This is a genomic window from Actinoallomurus sp. NBC_01490 (genome assembly GCF_036227085.1).
In the GTDB taxonomy this organism is placed as follows: Bacteria; Actinomycetota; Actinomycetes; order Streptosporangiales; family Streptosporangiaceae; genus Actinoallomurus; species Actinoallomurus oryzae.
The window spans coordinates 518098-536759 of record NZ_CP109433.1; the positions used below are offsets into that span (position 1 = coordinate 518098).

An 18662-nucleotide genomic window follows, 5' to 3' on the forward strand; every position below is an offset into this window, starting at 1 on the left:
GGGTCGTCCGGACCTTGGGCACGGTCAGTTGGTGACGCGGCCGCCGGCGACGTCGACGGTGATGCCGGTGAGCCAGGAGGCGGCGTCGGAGGCCAGGAAGAGGGCGGTCCGGGCCACGTCCTCGGTGGTGCCCAGGCGCCGGAGCGGGTGCGTCGCGGCGACCTTGGTCCGCACGTCCGGGGGCATGTTGGCCAGGACCTTCTCGGTGGCGATGGCCGAGGGCGCGATGGCGTTGACGCGGATGCCGTGCGGTCCGACCTCGGTGGCCAAGTGGCGGGTCAGCATGACCAGACCGGCGTTGGCCACGCCGTAGGCGAGGTTGGCCTGGCTGGGCTGCCGTCCCGCGGCCGAGGACATGGTGATGATCGACCCTCGGCCGCGTTCGATCATCCCCGGCAGGAACGTACGGATGGTGAGGAACGCCGAGGTCAGGTCGGAGTCGAGGACCTGACGCCAGCGCTCCTCGGTCAGCTCCGCCGTGGGCACGGGGAAGCCCTGGCCACCGGCGAACGCGGCCAGTACGTCCACCGGGCCCAGTTCGTCTTCGGTGCGCCGGCGAGCCGCCTCCAGGGCGGCGGAGTCGGTGACGTCGGCCACGACGGCGATCGCCGTGCCGCCCTTGCCGGCGATGCCGGCGACGACCGAGTCGAGGGCCGCACGGTCGCGGCCGACGACGGCGACCTTGGCACCCTGGGCCGCGAACTCCCGTGCCGTCTGCGCGCCGATGCCGCGCGATCCGCCGGTGATGAAGACGACACGACCGTTCAGGTCGGGATAAGTGCTGGACATCGCGGAACGCTCCTTCGGTCGGGTTGGGGGTCGGGTCACGCGTTCTGGTGTCGCGTGCGGTGCCGGGTCTTGGGCAGCAGGGCCGCGACGAACACCAGCCAGACGAGGCCGCCGAAGCGGACGATCGGCAGGAGGAAGCCGAAGCCGGATGCCACCAGGGTCAGCAGGGACACCATTCCGATGGCGGCCAGTGGCAGCCCGGTCCAGGTCACGCCGCGCGGCAGCAGGCCGGCGAGCAGGCCCGTCACGGAGATTCCGGCGATGAGCAGGGCGAACGTCGCCGCGTAGAGCGGGCCGCCGGACAGGAACGACAGGTCGGCGAGGGCGCGGGCCAGGGCCGGCGGCGCGTCGGCGGCCAGCCGGCCACCGGCCCAGCCGAAGATCGAACTGAGCGCCAGCGCGACGGACCCCAGCACTCCGCCGACCAGGGTGATCGCCGATCCCGGCGCGGTGACGCCCAGCGCCCGCAGCCGCCGGTACAGCACCGCGGCGCCCAGCGCCAACGGCACGGCGGACCCCAGCATCAGCAGCGCGCCGACCTCGGCGGCCGTCTCGTGAGTCTGCGCGTAGTGGAGAACGGCCACGCCCGAGGCGTCGGGGTGTGGAGTCTCCCTGTTCACGATCGTGTAGGCGACGGTCGTCACCGCGAAGGCCGCGACGGGGGCGAGTAGCGGTGGCCCGGCCTGCGGTCGGCGCCCGGAGCCGGTGGAACGCGGCGAGGTGGACGTGTCGGTCATGATCTCTCCTTCGAATCGGTACACACTCGATAATGATTACAGATCTGAACGATTGTCAAGTGTGTATGATGTCCGCATGAGTACGAACCGCGAGAAGGAGAGCCCGGCGTTCCGGGGCGGCGCGGCGTTCCTGCTGTCGCAGCTGGGAGCCCACGTGGCTCAGCAGTTCGCGGACCGGGTCGCCGAGCTGGATCTGACCCCGGCGCAGGCGGGGCTGCTGCGCATGCTGGTTCAGGCGCCCGGCCGCAGCCAGCGTGAGCTCGCCGAGATGTTGGGGATGCCGCCGAGCCGCTTCGTACCGTTCGCCGACGGCATGCAGGAACGCGGCCTGATCGAGCGGCGGAGGAACCCGGACGACCGCCGCGTCTACTCCCTGACCCTGACCGACAAGGGCATGGAGCTACTGGCCCGCCTCGGCACCGTGGCCAAGGCGCATGAAGAACAGGTCTGCCAGGCGCTGACGCCTGACGAACATCAGCAGCTGATCGGCCTGCTCCGTCGCATCGCCGACCAGCAGCAGCTCACCCCGGGCGTCCACGGCGGCTACCGCCGCCTCCGCTCCGGCTGACCACGGCCCGTCGCGACGTGCCGCCCTCCCCGTATACGGACCGACGCGAACCGGCCGGCCCGACACGGGCATCACGAGAGTTCATCCTCGGCACCGAGAGCGTTACCTCGGGCCGACAGCGTCTCCAGGCCAAGCTGAGAAGAATCATCTCGACGCCGCGCGGAGACGCATGTGAGGCAGTGGCGTTATCAGCCGCCAGGAACGCCCGCCCGCGTCCAGGACCTAGTCGAAGAGCTCCGCCGCCGTGGAGACGACTGCCGCGCGCTCCGCCCATGTCTCCAGTTGGGCAAGGTCGCCGCATCCGGTGATGCGAGTACGGACCTCGGGTGAGACGCAGACCCCGCGCGCGGCCAGGACCCTCAGGATGATCTTGGCTGCGCTCTCGACCTCACCTTCGGCTTTGCCTTCCGCGATGCCTTCGGCTTTGCCTTCGCCGAAGTAGTGGCGGGCGAAGTCGCTTTGGTACTCGTAGTTCTTGAGCTTCATCAGCGTCTCCAGGTAGTGCTGGGCGGCCTGCGGGAGCACTGCGGATACGACATCATGGTAGAGCGCCCGGTGATCATCATCGAGCACTCCGTAAGCATTACGGCTTGTCCTCGTCGGGGGCGTTTTGTACCTCGACAATCACCGCGAAGTTCCGGCCGGCTTCTCCGTACTCCACCACCACGTCCGCATGTAACTCCGCGAGCCGATCGTCGGTGACGGTCTCGGACCTGAGCCGGGCCTCGCGGTAGCGAGGGAGCGGAATGCCGAGCGAACGATCGACGATCTCGGCGGCGAACTCAGGACGGCTGCGAAACATCTCGCAGAGCGCCTCATGCTTACTTGAGGGGGGCATGGGAGAAATACTAAACGTAATCAGACGGCCACTGTGTGCGATACGAGGGAAGTCGTCGCAGAGCAGGGGAAGAGGGTCAGCGGAGCGGGCGGAAGAACGCCCGGACGTCCTCGACGAGCAGGTCGGGCGCCTGTAGCGCGGCGAAGTGCCCGCCCCGGTCGAACTCCGACCAGTGCACCACGTTGTGGTCGCGTCCGGCGAGGCGGCGGATGGTCGAGTCGCCGGGGAACACCGCCACGCCCAGCGGCACCTTCGACGGCTCGGGCGGTCCCCACGACGCGGCGCTCTCCCGGTACAGCCGTGCCGCCGAGCCGGCCGTCCTCGTCAACCAGTAGACCGTCACGTTCGTCAGGATCGCGTCCCGGTCGATCGAGCCCACGGCCTCGCCGTAGTCGTCGAACCACTCCGTGTACCAGCCGAGTTGCCCGGCCGGTGAGTCCGCCAGCCCGTACGCGAGGGTCTGCGGCCGGGTGCTCTGGATCGTCGCGTAGCCGGACCGCTCCTGCTTCCAGCGGTCCAGCCCGGCCAGCCGTTCCCGCTCGGCCTCGGTCAGGCCGGTCAGCTCGTCGGGGTCGCCCGAGGGCAGGGCCGTCAGCGCGTTCGCGTGCACGCCGACCACCTGTGACGGGGCGACCCGGGCCAGCTGAGGGGAGATCCGGGCGCCCCAGTCGCCGCCCTGCGCGCCGTACCGCTCATAGCCCAGCCGGCCCATCAGCTCCGCCCACGCCCGCGCCACGCGCGCCACGTCCCAGCCCGCCGACCGCGTCGGGCCGGAGAACCCGTACCCCGGCAGCGAGGGCACCACGACGTCGAACGCGTCCGCCGGGTCTCCGCCGTACGCGTCGGGGTCGGAGAGCGGGCCGAGGAGATCGAGGAAGTCCGCGACCGTGCTCGGCCAGCCGTGGCTGAGGATCAGCGGCATCGACCCCGGCTCCGGCGACCGGACGTGCAGGAAATGGATGCGTTCCCCATCGATGACGGTCGTGAACTGCGGGAACGCGTTGAGCCGAGCTTCGTGCGCGCGCCAGTCGTAGCCGGTGCGCCAGTATTCGGCCAGCTCCCGCACCCGCGCGAGCGGCTCACCGTACGACCAGCCCGCGTCCGGCAACTCGTCGGGCCAGCGCGTACGGGCCAGCCGGTCGGTCAGGTCGTCGAGGTCGGCCTGCGGGATATCGATGTGGTACGGATGGATGTCGTCGCCCATGCCCGCATTCGATCATCCATTCCGGTCAGGTTCTGTCCTCTGCGAACTCCGCCATCCCGTCGGCGAAGGAGATCGAGGCGCGGAAGCCGAGTTCGGCCGCGGCGCGTTCCGGTGAGGCGACGATGTGCCGGACGTCCCCGAGCCGATACTCCCCGGTCACCGTCGGCTGCGGGCCGCCGTACGCCTTGGCCAGGGCGATCGCCATCTCCTCGATCGTGTGCGGTTCGCCGCTCGCCACGTTGTAGGCCCGCAGGGCGCCGGCGGCATGGGGCTCGGACGACAGCGCCAGCACGTTGGCCCGCGCCACGTCGCGTACGTGCACGAAGTCGCGTCGCTGGCCGCCGTCCTCAAAGACCCGCGGTGGCTCGCCATGTTCGAGACGGGACCGGAAGAGCGCGGCGACACCGGCGTACGGGGTGTCGCGCGGCATCCGCGGGCCGTACACGTTGTGGTAGCGCAGCGCGGTCACCGAGCCACCGGTCACCCGCGCCCACGACGCGGCGAGGTGCTCCTGGCCCAGCTTGGTGTCGGCGTAGGCGTTGCGCGGATCGGCCGGGGCGTCCTCGCCGACCGTGCCCGGGGTCAGCGAGGCGCCGCATGTCGGGCACCGGGGTGAGAAGCGCCCCGCGGACAGGTCGGCCTCGTCGCGGGGCCCGGGCCGTACGCGGCCGTGCGACGCGCAGTCGTAGGCGCCCTCCCCGTACACCACCATGGACGAGGCCAGCACGAGCCGCCCGCAGTCCGCCCGCGCCATCGCGGCGAGCAGCACGGCGGTCCCCACGACGTTCGTGGACGCGTAGTCGGGCAGGTCGGAGACGTCGACGCCGAGCCCCACCTTCGCCGCCTGGTGGCAGACCGCGTCGACGCCGTCGAGCCGGCGCGCGACGGTGGCCTCGTCGCGTACGTCCTCGCCCGAGCGAAGGTCGAGAGTGCGCACGTCATGGCCGCCCTCGTGCAGGGCGTCCACGATGTGGGAGCCGATAAAACCGGAGGAGCCGGTCACGAGTACACGCATGGCCGCACGCTAACCACGCGCCCCGTGCGGCGTCCCGCTCCTGACGTGTGCCGTAGCACTTCGGTAAGAACCCAAACCATCCGCGGATGTCCGCTTTCGGCATTTTGTGCCGGTAAACCCCCCAGAGATTCTCCACGTCTCCTGATCGTCACTCGATATCGCGAGTGGCAACCTGAGGAGGTCTGGTGAAAGTACGCGTTTTCTCGCGCGCGCTGGCCGTCACCGCGGTCACCGCACTGGGGGCAGCGGGTCTGGCGGGCGCGGCCGGTACGGCTCACGCGTCCGCCGTTCCGAGCACGGCACAGGCGGCGGTGAAGGCCGCGCCGGCCGGAGCCAAGCCGTACGACTTCAACGGCGACGGATACCCGGACCTGGCGCTGGGCAGCCCGTACGGCACCGTCGGCAGCGCCACCACCGCGGGCTTCGTGACGATCGTGTACGGCTCGGCGTCCGGGCCGAACACGGGCCACAAGCAGATCATCTCGCAGAGCACCGCGGGCGTGCCGGGCGTCGTGGAGAACGCCGACCACTTCGGGTTCTCGGTCACGTCCTTCGACTACGACGAGGACGGGTACGCCGATCTCCTCGTCGGCGCGCCGGACGAGGACACCACCGACGGCACCAACGCCGGTTCGGAGACGATCCTGTGGGGCTCGTCGTCGGGCCTGAGCGGCACCGACTCGCAGGCCATCGCCGAGCCCGACTCCCCGGGCGCGAACCACCGGTTCGGCTATGCCCTGGTCGCGGCCGACTTCGACGGCGACGGCCACACCGACTGGGTGGACGCCACGCCCGGCGAGCAGGCGTTCTACCCGTTCCGCAACCCGGGTCCGGCCGCCGTCGCGGCCAAGAGCACCTCCGCTCACCCCGGGCGGGCCCTGCCGTCCGCTCCGCAACGCCAGACGGTCCGCAGGACCAAGCAGGGCGTGAAGGCGGCCGCCGACACGGCGTACACCGGGATGGTCCTGGCCGCCGGTGACATCGACGGCGACGGGAAGCCCGACCTGGCGGTCGGCTGGCAGGACACCGACGATCCGACCTCCGGGTTCGGCGTGTGGCACAACTTCAGCGACACGGAGATCCCGTTCGCGAACGAGGCGATCACCAACGTCACCAGCCTCGCCGTGGGCGACTTCGACGGTGACGGGTACGGCGACATCGCGGTCGGCAGCGCCGACGAGAGCAACGGAGTCGGCGGCAACGTGACGGTCTACAAGGGCGACGCGACCGTCAGCCTCGGCACGACGAGCACGATCACGCAGGACAGCGACGACGTGCCGGAAACGGCCGCGGCCGGCGACCGGTTCGGCTACTCGCTGGCGGCCGGCGACGTGAACAAGGACGGCAAGGCCGACCTGGCGGTCGGAACGCCCTACAAGACCGTCACCTCGCAGTCGCACGCGGGAGAGTTCTTCCTGCTGTACGGGAGCGCGTCCGGCCTGCCCGGCACCGCCTCGCAGGTGATCAGCCAGGACACGACCGGCGTGCCCGGCGCGTCCGAGGCCGACGACGAACTCGGCTGGACGGTGAACCTGACCGACGTCAACAAGGACGGCTACGCCGACGCGATCGGCGGCGCCCCGAAGGAGAACGGCACCGACGGAGCAGTGGTCTACATGCCCGGCAGCGCCTCGGGCCTCACCGCCACGGGCTCGCAGGGCTGGGGCGCCGGCACGCTCGGCATCACCGGCGTGGACGCCCAGGTCGGCGTCCGCCAGGGCCGCGACGGCTGATCCGCGCCGGACCGGCCGCCCGCTCACGAGCCGGGCGGCCGGTCCTCAGAACGGATAGGCGGGCAGCTCGCTCTGCGCGGTCACCCAGCGGGTCTCGGTGTAGGCATCCAGGTTGTGGGTGATGCCGCCCATTCGGGAGCCGTTGCCCGAGCTGCCCATTCCCCCGAAGGGGATGACCGCCTCGTCCGACACGGTCTGGTCGTTGATGTGCACGGCACCGGACGGAATGCGCCGGGCGAGTTCGAGCGCCCGTAGACCGTCGCCGGACAGGATGCCGAGCGACAGGCCGTATTCGCTGTCGGAGGCCAGGGCGACCGCTTCGTCGTCGGAGTCGAAGGCGACCACGGGTGCGACCGGCCCGAAGACCTCCTGTGCGTACGCCGGGGCGGTCACCGGGACGTCGGCGAGGACGGTGGGCCGGTAGAACAGGCCCTCGTACGTGCCGCCCGCCGCCAGCCGCGCTCCGGCCTCCACACTGCCGGTCACCGGGCCATGTATCCGATCACGCTGGCCGGCGTCGATGATCGGGCCCAGGGCGACCTGCCCGCCGGCCGGATCGCCGACCGGAAGCCGCTCGGCGTGCTCGGCCAGCGCGGCGACATGGTCGTCCGCGATCCGCGGGTCGACCACATGCCGGCCAGTGGCCCGACGGCGCGTCCGCCCGGGTGGATCCGGTGAACGCGATCACCCGCACGGCCGGATCCACCACGAGCGGTCATGAGGCCCTTTACGTGGGGAAACTGTCGGACCGTCCCCAGGTGGGCGTGGTGTCGCAGGTCGGCGGCCGGCGGCCGTTGCACTCGACCGGGCCGGGGAAGGTGCTGGCCCAGCGGAAAACGGCGCTGAGCGACGGCCGGCCGGAGACGGCGGGACGGCGCTGCCTTCCGCCCTGTGACCTGGGCGGCTACGGCTCAGTGAGACTCGGCGGGGCAGACGGCGGCCCGGCGGCTCCGGGCACACCGCCGGGACGCGTACGGCATGCTCCGCGAGCCTTGCCGTCGCGGTACCAGGCAAGGGTATCTACGGATATGTGCAGGTCATCGGCCTGATGCCGGTGCCGGCGGCCAGGTGCGCTCCACTCAGGGACCGAGCGGCCGGTCCACCGACTCCTCGACGGCGCGGATGGTCGGGCACGGCCAGCGCCACATGCACGCCCGGCAGCGGCGGATCGGGCTGGCCGGGTCGCTGGAGATGCCGCCCGCGTCGCGCGGCTGGTGCAGGTCGAGCAGCCGCAGGCCCAGGTCGGCGAAGGCGATCACCTCGTCGCGGGCGGAGGAGAGGAACCGCAGGTCCTCGCGGGAGAGCCGGGCCTTCACCGGCACGACGCCCTCACGGTTGATCAGTCCCGAGAAGTAGTGCGTGACGGACCGCCACGATGTGGACTTCTGGGAACGGGTCCGGATGAGCTCCAGGCGCTCGCGCAGCCGGGCGCGCCGCGGATCGTCGAGCCTGTCGCCGGTCATCGCGCCCGCCTCGGCCGCCGAGTGGCGCGCGAGTAAACGATCGGATACGCCAAGTCGAATCGGCGCTGGATCGAACTCGCGAAATCGCTGGCGCCGGCCCGGCGAACGTTCGTGGACACCGCACTAGCTTCTCTTACGCGCGACGCGCCGGGGGGTGAAATCCCGCACATCTGGTCCCGGGAGCCGAGATGATCTCCATGTGCCCTGACCTGCGTCGGAATAATTTATAAATGTCTGATTAAAAGCGGAAATCTGCACAGCGTTCAGGCAAAGGACACCCCACCACCGGGCAACGGACAGTCCCTAATCTGGCTCGCCTCTGGTTCCTCCGGGCGGGGGGCGCTAGTGTGCGGCACGTGGAGCTAAAGATCTCGACTGCATCTCAGGGAGGTCACGCCGTCGTCTCTGTCTACGGCGAGGTCGATCTCTATACGGCACCTAGACTGCAAACGGAGCTCGCCGCGCTGGTGCGCGACGGAGTCAGCCGGCTCGTCGTGGACCTCAGCGGGGTCGAGTTCTGCGACTCGACCGGCATGAACGTCCTGCTGTCGGCGATGAAACGCATGCGTGAGAACGGCGGTTCGCTCGAGCTCGCGGCGCCGCGTTCGGCGGTCCGCAGGATTCTCCAGGTCACCGGCCTCGACACGGTGTTCTCCGTGCACGATGCCGTACCTGCCTTCGGACGGACGTAGCCGCCACTACCATCGCCATCATGCAGGCGGACATCCAGGCCGACACGGCCGTGATCATCTCGGCCAAGGACGAGCAGGACCGCATCGCCGCGACCGTGGAGGCCGCCGCGTCACTACCGGGCGTCGACCTGGTGGTCGTCGTGGACGACGGCTCCACGGACGCGACGGCGCGGATCGCCGAGGGCAGTGGCGCGAAGGTCGTCCGGCACTCGCGCAACCGCGGCAAGGCCGCGGCCATGGAGACCGGCGCGTCCGCGGTGCGTCTTCTCGACGGCGACGTGCCGCGTCACCTGCTCTTCCTGGACGCCGACCTGGGTGAGACCGCCAAGCAGGCCGGTCCGCTCATCGAGCCGGTACGCGGCGGGTCCGCCGACATGACCATCGCGGTCTTCAGCGAACTGGTCAAGCTCGGCGGGCACGGCTTCGTCGTCCGCCTGTCGCGTGACGGCATCAAGCGGCTCACCGGCTGGTCCGCGACCCAGCCGCTCAACGGCCAGCGGTGCCTGACCCGCGCGGCCTTCGAGGCGGCCCTGCCGCTCGCGGCGGGGTTCGGCGTCGAGACCGGCCTCACCGTCGATCTGCTGCGCAAGGGGTTCAGGATCACCGAGGTCGAGGTGCCGCTCGCGCACCGCGCCACCGGCACCGACTGGCGCGCCCAGCTGCACCGCGCCCGCCAGTTCCGCGACGTCGGCCGCGCTCTGGCGGCCCGCGAGCCGGCCGTGGCCCGGCAACGGGACCGCCTGCGCCGTGCCGGACGCTGACCTGCCCGCACACGCCGGCAACGCTCCACCCGTCGCCTCCGCCGTGCCGGACGCCGACCTGCCCGCACACCTCGGCAACGCTCCACCTGTCGTCTCCGCCGGGCCGGGGCCACGGGCCGAAGAACCCGCGGACCGCGCCGCCGAGTCGGACCACCCGCCCCCCAGACCTGCGGGCGGGGCCGGTGAAGCGCCACCGGGCGGGCCCGGCGTCCCCACCGCACGCCGTGATCACCGCGGTCCGGCCGGGCTGGGGCTCAGCGCCGCCGGCCTGACCTGCTTCCTCCTCGTCGCCCTGCTCGGCCCCTCCGTCATGCAGCCCGCCCTGCCCGGCAGTGCCGGGCAGCCCCCGTACTCCCTCGTCGTCCACCCCTCCGCGTACCTCGTCATCGCCCTCACCGTCGCCGGTGTCGTCCTCACCGTCGCCGGCCTGGCCCTGTGCGCGCTCGCGGCGCGTCGCGGCTGGACCTTCCGGCCACGCCTGCTGCTGGTCGCCGGGGCGATCGCCGCCGGGGCGTTCGCGCTGATGCCCCCGGTCGGCTCGGCCGATCACCTCAACTACGCCGCGTACGGGCGGATGGCCGTCACCGGCAACGACCCCTACGTCACGACCGCGCGGAGCCTGCCCGCCGACCCGGTCGCCCACGCCGTGCAGGACTGGCGCGACACCCCGACCGTGTACGGGCCGATCGCCACCGCGCAGCAGACGCTCGCCTCGCTGGTCGGCGGCACGTCGGTGCGGCTGACGGTGTTCGTCATGTCGCTGACCAACGCGCTCGCCTTCGTGGCCGCCGGGCTGCTGCTCTACCGGACCGCCCGCGGCGACCCCGGCCGCGAACTGCGCGCCGTGCTGCTGTGGACCGCCAACCCGCTCCTGCTGTTCGAGCTCATCGGTGGTGCGCACAACGACGTCCTGGCGATCGCGTTCGCGGTGGCCGGGCTGGTGGCCTTCGGGCTGCCGGACCCGCTGCGGCCCCGCCCGGGCGACGGCCGCAGCCTGAGCCGCTGCGTGTCCGCCGGCGTCCTCATCGGCGCGGGCGCCGCGATCAAGATCAACGTCGCCATCGCCGGCGGCGGTCCGCTCCTGGTGCTCGTGAGCGAGTGGTGGCGGTCGCGCGGCACCGGCGAGAGCGGGCACCGTACCGGCCTCGGGCCGACCGCGGCGCGTGTCGCGGCCCTGTGCGCCTCCGCGGCGGCCGTCACCGGCCTGGCCTACCTCATGGCGGGCCCGCACTCGTTCGACCAGCTCGGCCGGGCCTCCAAGTCGGTGTCCCTGGCAACGCCCTGGCACCTGCTGGCGGGTACGGGCGGCGGCCTGCTGGTGACCGTGTCACGCTCGGGCGTACGACTCGGCTCGGTGCTGTTGACGCTCGTCCTGGTCGCGCTGCTGTTGCGTGCGCTGCCCCGGCCGCACGTCGGCGGCCTGACCGACCCGATCGGCGACGAGACGTTCCGCATCGCCGCCGCACTGGCGCTGGCCTGGCTGTTCGCCGCTCCGTACGCCCTTCCCTGGTACGACGGGCTCGGCTGGGCGACGATCGCACTGCTGGCCTGGTCGCGGTTCGACGGGCTGCTGCTGGTGCGCACCGGCGTGCTGGCCCTGGCCTACCTGCCCGCCCGGGATCCCCGGCACGCCGGGCTGCCGCACGACCTCGACTGGCTCGTCACGGTCGTACGGGCCCAGGTCACCCCTTGGGCGCTGACGCTGACTCTGATCGCTCTGATCGCGGCGGCGACGCGCTGGTCGCCTCGGGCCCAAGCGCCCGGATGCTCGCCGCGAGCGCCAGCGGGATCGCCACGGTGAACGCCAGCGCCGGGATCGCCACGCCGGAGTCGTTGACCAGCATGCCCGCCCCCGCCGTCACCAGCACGCCGACGAGCGTGGGCCGCAGCGCGGGGGCGCGCTCGTAGGCGGTCTGCAGCACGGCGGCGCGCCAGGCGAGCGGCCGCATCAGCGCGAAGACCAGGAAGGCGAGGGCGGCCACCGCGATGAGCGACAGCTCCCAGTTACCGAACGTGCCGACCATGCCGCGGAACTTGCGGAACACGACCGTGCCGCCGTCCCCGTTCAGCAGGCTCTTCCAGAACTCCCCGATGTGGGTCGGCTCGGCGCGCAACGAGTCGAGGAACGCCACGCCCAGCACCACGACCGCCCCCACGGCCAGCACCGCCAGCAGCCGCGACGGCCGGATCCGCCGACCCGCGATCATCAGGGCGAACACGGCGAACCCGGGGAAGATCGCGATGATGCCGCCGAAGTCGGCGCCGGCGAACGGCGCGCCGTCGATCACCAGGCCCAGCACCCCGGCGCCGATCACGGCCGCCGTCGCCGCGGTGCGCCGACCGGCGTTCAGCAGCCATCCGGCCACCGCCCCGGTCGCGATGATCAGGCCGGTCACCCACAGCGCCCAGGGGATGTTGCCGAAGCCGTAGAAGCGGCCCGCGACCACGGGCGTGTACCCGAGCATGCTGCACGTCTGCAGGCGGCTGCCGGTGAGCACGTCGAGCGTCAGGACCAGGGCGGTCACGGCGCCGATGACGGCGCCCGCTCCGGTGATCGAGCGGCGCCACGGCCCCGCCAGGGCGACCGCGGTGATCACGGCGATGCAGACGAGCACGCCGGTGACCATCACGATCGCCGGATGTCCGGCCGACCACCACGGGATCACGTTGGCGAGAAACGTCGCCGCGGGCAGCGCGGCGCCCGCCAGCGAGGCGACCCTGGCCACCGTCAGGAGGCGGCGCTGTTTGCGCCTGAGGGCGAACACGCCGAACGCGTACAGGGCCACCTGCACGATGACGAGGGCCAGGAAGAAGGACGAGAGGACTCCCCGGTAGACCTGCGCCTGGACGTCCCTGTCGTTCAGCCGGTCGGCGAGCGTGGCCACCGAACGCGGCTTGGCGCCGTCGTCACGCCACCGCGTGCCCACCGCGTCGCTCGGCTGCTTCAGCCCGAGGGAGTGCAGGACCGTCGCGGTGACGTCGGTCAGCGTGACCAGCCCGCCGGTCCGGGTGGAGTCGGCGGTCAGGTAGTGGGAGGAGTACCCCGGGCCGCTGGCGATCGCGACCCGCAGGTGAGCGACGACGTTGGCGTCGGACACGCCCGCGACCAGCACCGTGGCGTTCGGCGGCAGGGCGGTCAGCACCTCGCCGACCTGGGCGTCGGCGGACTTCACCGCCGCCGCGCGCTTCTTGGCCGTGACGTTGGCCTGGTGGCCGTTCACGTCCACGCCCGCGTCGATGTAGGCGTGGACGACGTCGTCGACGTCGACCACGGTGAGCGCGCACCGGGAGAGCCCGTCGGCCGGGATCTGCTCGGTCGACGCGACGTATCCGTCGACCCGGCCGGCGCTGTCGGCGGCGCCGAGGACCGCGCCCGGCCCGACCGCCATCGTGCAGCCGCCGGCGCGGTGCACCGCGTCACCGAGCAGGCCGACGCGTGACTTGTACTTGTTGTGCGCGTTGTCGTCGCGCATCGCGGCGAACCCGGGCACGGCGGTGCCCTCCGGGGCCGGCGGCAGGCCGCAGCTGCCGTGGCGGAGCTGCGACCGCTGTCCCGCGGAGATCGTGAGCCAGCCGTCGATCGGGCACGTGTGCGGGCCGACCGTCTTGACCGACAGCGCGGCGGCGGAGCCCTGCGTGGCGAGCCTGGCGAGGTTCGGCGTGGCGGTAGCGTTGATGTCGCCCCACTGGAGCCCGGGGACGCCGATCAGCACGACGTGGCCGCCGGGCGGGGCACTCGCCGACGCCGCCGGTGCCGTGGCGGACAGGAGAGCCAGCGCCACGGCTGTGAGAAGGAGCAACGCAGCCGCTGCACCTTTTGTGTGGCTACGTCCCGCATCGCGCGGCTGTGCCACGATCACCTCCATGTCTGGGACGTCCCCAGGCTAGCCGCGGACGTGGGACAGGATGGACACATGGGTGGACGAAGGACGATACGCGGGGTGGTGATCGTCGCGACGGCGATCGCCATTACCGCCGTCGCGGTCGCGCCCCTCGTTCTGCACTGGCTGACCAATCAGCCTGACCAGCGTCTCGTCGATCTGGACGTCTACCGCTCGGGCGGCCAAGCGGTGCTTCGCGGGGGCCCGGTCTATGACTTCCTGACCCAGCCGCCGCAGCTCCTCCCGTTCACCTACCCGACGTTCGCGGTGCTACTGGCCGTCCCGCTCGCCCTGGTCCCCTGGACCGCCGCGCAGTGGCTGTGGACGGCGTTGATCTTCGTCGCCATGGCCCTGGTGGTGCGCTACTCCTTCGCCCGGCTGCTCGGCCGGATCCGGCCGTGGGCGCCGATCGCGGTCGGGGTGCTCGTCGCGCTCTGCGCGTACGCCATGCCGCTGCGGGACCAGGTCCGGTTCGGGCAGGTCGACATCATGCTCGTGGCCATGTGCGTGGCCGATGTCGCCCCCGGGCGCACCCGCTGGCCGCGCGGCGTCCTGGTCGGGCTGGCCACCGCGATCAAGCTGGTGCCCGGGGTGTTCGTGATCTACTTCCTGGTCACCGGCCGCCGGCGCGAGGCGATCAACGCCGCGGTCGCGGCCGTGGCGGCGACGCTCCTGACCTTCCTGGTGCTGCCCGGCGACTCGGTGGACTACTGGTTCCGCGCGCTGTTCGACAGCGACCGGCTGGGCTCCAACAACGGCACCACCAACCAGTCGATCCGCGGCATGCTGCTGCGCCTGTACTGGCCGGACGCCGTGACCTCGCTGATCTGGCTCGTCTGCGTCGCGATCGTCGCGTACTTCGGCTTCCGCGCCGCCCGCGCCGCCTGGCGGGACGGCGACGAGATCCGCGGCATCGCGATCACCGGGCTGATCGCCGTGCTCGTCTCGCCGGTTTCGTGGATCCACCACCTCGCGTGGCTGGTCGTGGTTCTCGGGGCGATCGTCGGGGACGGGCGCGACCTGCGCCGTGTCGTGCTGGGCGCCGGCGTCTGGCTCTTCTACGTGCTCGAGGTGCCCTGGTGGGGGATCACCATGCTGGCGCACCACATCGGGCCACGTTTCCTCGGCCGGATCGTCCAGGACGCGTACGGGCTGGGAGCGTTGTTGCTATTGGTCGGGTTGTGGCGGGTTCGTCGTCACGCCATCAATTCGCAAAGTGACGGCACGGACACCTCGCGTAATGAGCCCAGGGTGGGTACGCTCAATTCGTGATCCATATCACCCTGGCATTGATCGGTATCATCCTCGGCGGCTTGGGCCTCTACGCGGGCCTCACCGCGCGCAAGCGCGCGGTGCAGGCGTTCGAGGAGTGCGCGGAGATGATGCGCCGTCAGCTCCAGGTGACCTCCGGCGCCGGCGACAACCGTGCCATCCGTGACGTCGCGATCGTCCACTACGACGCGCTGAAGGAGTCCCCCGCCGGGCTGTCCTTCTCCGTGGCCATGCTCAACGCCCTGGGCGACGGCATCGTGCTCACCTCGATCAACGGCCGCACCGAGGCCCGCACGTACGCCAGGGTGATCCAGGGCGGGCGCAGCCAGCAGGTCCTGTCGCCGGAGGAAGACCACGTCGTCCGCGCGGCACGGCTCGGCCGGGGCCCGTCCATCCGCCTCGACGAGCGGCTCGACGTCCGCGTCAACGGCCAGCCCTCCTCGCCCGCGTAGAGCCCGTCGCACGGCGACCGTACCGGGACATACCGCCCACGGTCGGCGAACCGCTCATGCCGGTCCTCGGTAGCCCGTAACCTGGAATGACACCGGACCGGATCACGCCTGAGGGGACCTTGGTGACCGAGCACGACCCACGTCACGACGCTACGGCGGCCGGCCGGTTCGCCTATTTCGGACCCGAGGGCACCTTCACCGAGGCCGCCCTCCTCACGCTGCCCGAGGCGGCCGAGGCGGTCCGCGATCCGTTCGCCACCGTCCCGGCGGCCCTGGACGCCGTACGCCGCGGCGACGCCGACGCCGCGATGGTCCCCCTGGAGAACTCCGTCGAGGGCCCGGTCACCACCACGGTCGACGACCTCGCCGACGGCGACGCGCTGATCATCGCGGGCGAGGTCCTGCTCCCCGTGGAGTTCTCGCTGCTCGTACGCCCCGGCACCGCACTGGGCGACATCAAGCGCGTCTGCACCCACCCGCACGCCTACGCCCAGTGCCGCAAGTGGCTCGCCGCGGCCCTGCCGGACGCCGACGTGTCGACCGGCACCTCCACCGCCGGCGCCGCCATGGAGGTCTCCGACCCGACCTCCGGCTTCGACGCGGCGATCGCCGCCCCCATCGCCGGGCGGCGCTACGGCCTCGTCCCCGCCGCCGAGGGCATCGCCGACCACGCCGGCGCCGTGACGAGGTTCGTCCTCGTACGCCGCCCCGGCCCGCCCGCGGCCCCGACCGGTGCCGACCGCACCTCCCTGATGGCGTACCTCACCCACGACCACCCGGGCGCGCTGCTGGAGTTCCTCACCGAGTTCGCGGTGCGCGGCGTCAACCTGACCCTGATCCAGTCGCGGCCGACCGGAGACGGCTTCGGCCGCTACCGCTTCTGGATCGACTGCGAGGGCCACGTCGCGGACGCCCGCGTCGGCGAGGCGCTCGTCGGCCTGCGCCGTGTCTGCGCCGACATCCGCTTCCTCGGCAGCTACCCGCGCGCCGACGAGGTGCGCCCGGAGATCCGCCGCGGCACCCACGACGACGACTTCGCCGAGGCGTCCGCCTGGCTGTCCGCCATCCGCGCGGGTCGCGACCTGTAGCCAGGCCCTGACAGACTGCTCCTCACCCCGCCGCCGTGCCCCCCCAGGCCGCCTGGAGATTCGAGGACGACCTCATGAGCTATTTCTGGCCGATACTCGTCGGGCTCCTGGCCGTGGCCATGGCGGTCCTGGCCTTCCGCGTCGGCGTGAGGGCTGCGCGGATCCTCTTCATCGTCGCCGCGGTGTGCCTGGCGATCGGCACCGTCCAGTTGATCCGCGCCCAGGGCGCGAACTCCTGGAGCGGTGGCGAGATACACAATGCCGCCGAGCAGGCCGCCCAGGCGTTGGAGAGCGAGGAGGGCGTGCTCGCGGACGCGGGGGACGAAGACCGCGGCTTCTTCTCCTCGTACGTCGAGGACAAGCTGCAGCACACCGACGCGGCGCACGCCAACCGCGGAGAGCTCTCCGTCTCGCGTGATCAGGCTCAGGGAGGCCCGGCGGATCCGCGCCGGCAGAAGGAGATCGTCGAACGCTACGCCGTCAGCGACCGGGGCAGGCACGCCGTGTGCATGACGGTCACCGGCACGAGGGCCGGTCAGGTCATGGCCGCGGGCAAGGTCTCTCCCGACTACTACTGGAAGCTCTCCGTCGAGGTCGCGAGCGGTTCCTGCTGACCCCTACCCACGGTCCGCCGTTACCGAATCGTGCCTCCGGGCGGCCAACCCACGATGATCATGGGGCGTCTCCTTTGCGCCACATCGGCACGCCCTGCCGCCCCCCAGGCCATCGATCCGGAGATCACCTGTGCGTGGAATCGTCGCTGCCGCCGTCGTCGCGGCGGCACTGTTCACCCCGAGCGCGTCGCATGCCTCCGACCTGCTCCCCACACACTTCAGCGAGTTCACCCTGACGCCCTCGACGGTCGACGTGGACCACGACACCGTCACGTACGCGGGCCGCCTCGTCTACACCGACACCGACGGCGCGGAGCAGGGCCTGCCGGACGCGCGTGTCTGCCTGCGCAAGGACGAGTTCTGCCTCGGATACACGAACACCGACGCGGACGGTCGGTTCACGGCCCCGGTGCGCTTGGGGACGACCGGCGAGCATCCGACGATGGTCGAGGGCAACGCGGGAGCGCGCTTCCAGGGGACCGCGGTCTACCAGAGCGCCCTCGTCACTCCTGGTGTCTTTCTGCACGTGCTTCCCGCCAAGACCCGGATCTCGCTGTCATTTGACCCGGCGCCGTCCGTGATCGGCGGGACGGTGAACGTCACCGGGCGCCTCGAACGGGCCATGCCGGACGGAGGGACGACGGGCGTCGCGGGTCAGGTGGTGAAGGTCTTCTTCCAGCCGAACACCGGCGGCGCCGATCCGGCCACCCAGGTCGCGCAGGGGCTTACGGCCGCCGACGGCTCCTACAGCGTGCCCGCGACCGTACCCGGCGAGGGCTACTGGCACGTGGAGACGCCCTACCTGTACGACCGCGGTCCGTCGTCGGGCAGCGGGTACGGCCCGTATCTCGGCACGAGGGCGGACACCGGCATCATGGTCGCGAACCACCGTACGGCGATCACCGGTTTCAACGCCGCGCCGGAGCCGGTGGGCAAGGGCAACACGATCACCGCCACCGGCCGGGTGGTGCGGTACCGGGCGGACGGGTCCATCGAGCCGGGGACGAGCTCGCCGCTGCTGCAGTTCTCCGCCGACGGCAAGTCGTGGACGGACCTGTACGGCGTCGATCCGGACGCCGACGGCTACTTCAAGATCACCACCCCGGCGGTGCGCGACGGCTACTGGCGGGTCGACACCACCGAGATGCCCGGAGCCGGCGAACTGCCCACCACGAGCGGTTCCGACTACGTGGACGTGCGCTACCGGACGGCGATCTCGTCGTTCAACGCCTCGCCCGAGCCGGTGAGCAAGGGCAAGACGATCACCGTGGCCGGGACGCTCAAGCGTGACACGACGGCGTGGAAGGCCTTCTCCGGTCAGAGCGTGAAGATCTACTTCCAGGCCAAGGGCGCCACGACCTGGACGTACGAGGGGACCGCGAAGACGAGCTCCACCGGGCACTTCTCCCACGGGTTCAAGGCGGCCAAGGACGGCACCTGGCGGGCGACGTACGCGGGCGGTTCCTCGTACCTGGCCGTGACCGGTTCCGGGGACTACGTCGACGTACGTTGATCGTCGCGTGAGCGGTTATCGGCGCGCGGAGGCCGAGGTCGT

The 18662-nt window shown here is 71.6% G+C and carries 18 protein-coding genes and 1 pseudogene; 10 read left to right on the forward strand and 9 right to left on the reverse strand.

Translation table 11 applies throughout. From position 1 onward, the window contains the following. Positions 1-24: 24 nt before the first annotated feature. Together OG417_RS02675 and OG417_RS02680 are read right to left on the reverse strand one after the other, a co-directional pair. Positions 25-789 carry an SDR family NAD(P)-dependent oxidoreductase gene (locus OG417_RS02675; RefSeq protein ID WP_329249181.1) on the reverse strand — a complete coding sequence of 255 codons (765 nt, stop codon included), beginning with the start codon at positions 787-789 and terminating at the stop codon, positions 25-27. Between the two features lie 35 nt (positions 790-824). After that, positions 825-1526: a DUF4386 domain-containing protein gene (locus OG417_RS02680; RefSeq protein WP_329249184.1), complete on the reverse strand. Its 702-nt coding sequence runs from the start codon at positions 1524-1526 to the stop codon at positions 825-827. Positions 1527-1602: 76 nt separating this feature from the next. On the opposite strand from OG417_RS02680, the gene OG417_RS02685 reads away from it, so the two are divergent. After that, complete coding sequence (locus OG417_RS02685; RefSeq protein ID WP_329249188.1) at positions 1603-2094, forward strand: MarR family winged helix-turn-helix transcriptional regulator; 492 nt, start codon at positions 1603-1605, stop codon at positions 2092-2094. Between the two features lie 222 nt (positions 2095-2316). Here the strand turns inward: OG417_RS02685 and OG417_RS02690 are convergent, their stop codons facing one another. The 4 genes from OG417_RS02690 to OG417_RS02705 all read right to left on the reverse strand — a co-directional run bounded on the left by OG417_RS02690 (position 2317) and on the right by OG417_RS02705 (position 5151). After that, a complete protein-coding gene (locus tag OG417_RS02690) occupies positions 2317-2667 on the reverse strand; it encodes a hypothetical protein (RefSeq protein ID WP_329249192.1) in 351 nt (116 codons plus the stop codon). Between the two features lie 10 nt (positions 2668-2677). Further along, entirely contained in the window at positions 2678-2932 is a 255-nt protein-coding gene (locus tag OG417_RS02695) for a hypothetical protein (RefSeq protein WP_329249195.1), read from the reverse strand. A 76-nt stretch (positions 2933-3008) separates the two neighbouring features. Continuing rightward, the gene (locus tag OG417_RS02700; protein ID WP_329249198.1) at positions 3009-4136 is read right to left on the reverse strand and encodes an epoxide hydrolase family protein; all 1128 of its coding nucleotides are present in this window, start codon (positions 4134-4136) and stop codon (positions 3009-3011) included. A 25-nt stretch (positions 4137-4161) separates the two neighbouring features. Continuing rightward, entirely contained in the window at positions 4162-5151 is a 990-nt protein-coding gene (locus tag OG417_RS02705; protein WP_329249201.1) for an NAD-dependent epimerase/dehydratase family protein, read from the reverse strand. A 185-nt stretch (positions 5152-5336) separates the two neighbouring features. Between OG417_RS02705 and OG417_RS02710 the strand changes: the two genes are divergently transcribed. Beyond that, a complete protein-coding gene (locus OG417_RS02710) occupies positions 5337-6884 on the forward strand; it encodes an FG-GAP and VCBS repeat-containing protein (RefSeq protein WP_329249204.1) in 1548 nt (515 codons plus the stop codon). A gap of 45 nt (positions 6885-6929) precedes the next feature. On the opposite strand, the pseudogene OG417_RS02715 reads toward OG417_RS02710, so the two are convergent. Further along, positions 6930-7517 (reverse strand): annotated as a pseudogene (locus OG417_RS02715) (aldehyde dehydrogenase family protein); the annotation flags it as partial. Between the two features lie 446 nt (positions 7518-7963). Beyond that, positions 7964-8347, reverse strand: coding sequence for a hypothetical protein (locus tag OG417_RS02720; RefSeq protein ID WP_329249208.1), 384 nt, complete (start codon positions 8345-8347; stop codon positions 7964-7966). A 356-nt stretch (positions 8348-8703) separates the two neighbouring features. On the opposite strand from OG417_RS02720, the gene OG417_RS02725 reads away from it, so the two are divergent. The 3 genes from OG417_RS02725 to mptB are packed head-to-tail and all read left to right on the forward strand — an operon-like array spanning position 8704 to position 11601. Beyond that, the gene (locus OG417_RS02725) at positions 8704-9039 is read left to right on the forward strand and encodes an STAS domain-containing protein (RefSeq protein WP_329249211.1); all 336 of its coding nucleotides are present in this window, start codon (positions 8704-8706) and stop codon (positions 9037-9039) included. A gap of 20 nt (positions 9040-9059) precedes the next feature. Beyond that, the gene (locus tag OG417_RS02730; protein ID WP_329249215.1) at positions 9060-9800 is read left to right on the forward strand and encodes a glycosyltransferase family 2 protein; all 741 of its coding nucleotides are present in this window, start codon (positions 9060-9062) and stop codon (positions 9798-9800) included. Beyond that, entirely contained in the window at positions 9787-11601 is a 1815-nt protein-coding gene (gene mptB / locus OG417_RS02735; RefSeq protein ID WP_329249218.1) for a polyprenol phosphomannose-dependent alpha 1,6 mannosyltransferase MptB, read from the forward strand. Before OG417_RS02730 ends, mptB begins: the two co-directional genes overlap by 14 nt. Here mptB and OG417_RS02740 read toward each other — a convergent pair. Continuing rightward, positions 11483-13600: a hypothetical protein gene (locus OG417_RS02740; RefSeq protein ID WP_329249221.1), complete on the reverse strand. Its 2118-nt coding sequence runs from the start codon at positions 13598-13600 to the stop codon at positions 11483-11485. The genes mptB and OG417_RS02740 overlap by 119 nt on opposite strands. Positions 13601-13714: 114 nt before the next feature. Here OG417_RS02740 and OG417_RS02745 point away from each other — a divergent pair, with 114 nt between their 5' ends. The 5 genes from OG417_RS02745 to OG417_RS02765 all read left to right on the forward strand — a co-directional run bounded on the left by OG417_RS02745 (position 13715) and on the right by OG417_RS02765 (position 18620). Beyond that, complete coding sequence (locus OG417_RS02745) at positions 13715-14953, forward strand: glycosyltransferase 87 family protein (RefSeq protein WP_329249224.1); 1239 nt, start codon at positions 13715-13717, stop codon at positions 14951-14953. After that, entirely contained in the window at positions 14950-15405 is a 456-nt protein-coding gene (locus OG417_RS02750) for a DUF4446 family protein (RefSeq protein ID WP_329249226.1), read from the forward strand. The genes OG417_RS02745 and OG417_RS02750 overlap by 4 nt, the downstream gene beginning before the upstream one ends. Positions 15406-15527: 122 nt before the next feature. Continuing rightward, positions 15528-16493, forward strand: a complete 966-nt coding sequence (pheA, locus tag OG417_RS02755; RefSeq protein WP_329249229.1) for a prephenate dehydratase — start codon at positions 15528-15530, stop codon at positions 16491-16493. A 74-nt stretch (positions 16494-16567) separates the two neighbouring features. Continuing rightward, positions 16568-17107: a hypothetical protein gene (locus OG417_RS02760; RefSeq protein WP_329249232.1), complete on the forward strand. Its 540-nt coding sequence runs from the start codon at positions 16568-16570 to the stop codon at positions 17105-17107. A gap of 130 nt (positions 17108-17237) precedes the next feature. Then, positions 17238-18620: a hypothetical protein gene (locus tag OG417_RS02765; protein WP_329249235.1), complete on the forward strand. Its 1383-nt coding sequence runs from the start codon at positions 17238-17240 to the stop codon at positions 18618-18620. Positions 18621-18662: the final 42 nt, after the last annotated feature.

Excerpts from the sequence above, each read along its gene's own strand:
- OG417_RS02675 (WP_329249181.1), bottom strand. The coding sequence starts at position 789 with ATGTCCAGCACTTATCCCGACCTGAACGGTCGTGTCGTCTTCATCACC.
- OG417_RS02680 (WP_329249184.1), bottom strand. The coding sequence starts at position 1,526 with ATGACCGACACGTCCACCTCGCCGCGTTCCACCGGCTCCGGGCGCCGA.
- OG417_RS02685 (WP_329249188.1), top strand. The coding sequence starts at position 1,603 with ATGAGTACGAACCGCGAGAAGGAGAGCCCGGCGTTCCGGGGCGGCGCG.
- OG417_RS02695 (WP_329249195.1), bottom strand. The coding sequence starts at position 2,932 with ATGCCCCCCTCAAGTAAGCATGAGGCGCTCTGCGAGATGTTTCGCAGC.
- OG417_RS02700 (WP_329249198.1), bottom strand. The coding sequence starts at position 4,136 with ATGGGCGACGACATCCATCCGTACCACATCGATATCCCGCAGGCCGAC.
- OG417_RS02705 (WP_329249201.1), bottom strand. The coding sequence starts at position 5,151 with ATGCGTGTACTCGTGACCGGCTCCTCCGGTTTTATCGGCTCCCACATC.
- OG417_RS02720 (WP_329249208.1), bottom strand. The coding sequence starts at position 8,347 with ATGACCGGCGACAGGCTCGACGATCCGCGGCGCGCCCGGCTGCGCGAG.
- OG417_RS02730 (WP_329249215.1), top strand. The coding sequence starts at position 9,060 with ATGCAGGCGGACATCCAGGCCGACACGGCCGTGATCATCTCGGCCAAG.
- OG417_RS02745 (WP_329249224.1), top strand. The coding sequence starts at position 13,715 with ATGGGTGGACGAAGGACGATACGCGGGGTGGTGATCGTCGCGACGGCG.
- OG417_RS02760 (WP_329249232.1), top strand. The coding sequence starts at position 16,568 with ATGAGCTATTTCTGGCCGATACTCGTCGGGCTCCTGGCCGTGGCCATG.